General features: G+C 56.4%; 1 protein-coding gene. It reads right to left on the minus strand.

Going from position 1 to position 1077, the window contains the following annotated elements; translation table 11 throughout:
- Window positions 1-1077 (minus strand): Ig-like domain-containing protein (locus G497_RS18165; RefSeq protein ID WP_034637952.1); only part of this gene is annotated, 1077 nt, incomplete at both ends.

Below are 1077 nucleotides of genomic sequence, written 5' to 3' on the forward strand. Positions count from 1 at the left end.
AGCATCGGTGCCGCCGTTCAGGGTAGTGCCTGCACCAACTGCTGCCAGCTTCAATATAGAGCTTTCCAGGCGCACAATGTCTGTGCCTGTGCCGCCGTCAATGGTGGCATCCGTCATAGCAGCACCAGTGCTGATGCGTATGCTGTCATTCCCCGCGCCGCCCAGCAGCGTGGCAAACTGCACGGCAGCCGTTGTGCCGCTGGAGGTAATGTTCAATGCATCATCCCCGGCCCCCATGTCCACCACCGTGTTGGCTTTATAGGCAGCGGAAGCGCCCTTAATATTGCCAATAATAGTGAGCAGGTCGTTGCCGTCGCCAGCATCTATTTTACTTATGGAGGCAGCAGCACTGGAAATGAGCGTGCCCTTCATGGTCAGGTTGTCATCACCGCTCTTCAGGTTCACGCTGCTGTTGGTCAGGTTGTAATCTATGCGCACGGTGTCGTTGCCAGCTATGGGGCCAAGGCCGTCTGTGTCGCTGGAAGCGCTTTGGTCTGCCCCGGTAAACGCCACATACGTCTGTTGCGTTTCGCCGTCCACATCGTCCGGGGAATCCCACTTGCCTTGTGGGTCGCGCACCACAACCACTTCCACGGTTTTGGTGTGGGTTACGCCATGGCTATCTTCATACTCATACGTAATGTAATCTTTCACCGCGGTGGTGCCTGCCCCCATAAGGGTAGCAGCATTGGCTGCCAGCACGTAGGTAATGGTGCCATCGGCATTAATGGTGGCTGTGCCGTACAGGCCCGTAACGGTGCCGCCCACATTAAGCATTCTGGCAAAATCAGCGTCGTTGTGCTTCACATCGCCGGTTATAACCTTGCCGTTAATGTTGGCAGCGGTGCTGCCTGTGTACATCACAAAGCGGTCGTTCCCTAAGTCACCATCATCGGTAATGGTGCCGGTGGCTGTGCCGGTCACAACTGTGGCATTTTGCACATTGTTCAAGGTAATGGTGAGGGTTTCATTCCCCTCGTAGGCTATGTCGTCCTTGGTAGGAATGGCAATGCTGGTGGTGGTGCTGCCGGCCGTAATGGTGGCTGTGCCCGTAAGGGTCCAGGTGCCGTCGCCGTT

This window comes from Desulfovibrio cuneatus DSM 11391 (assembly GCF_000430005.1).
Classification (GTDB): domain Bacteria; phylum Desulfobacterota; class Desulfovibrionia; order Desulfovibrionales; family Desulfovibrionaceae; genus Frigididesulfovibrio; species Frigididesulfovibrio cuneatus.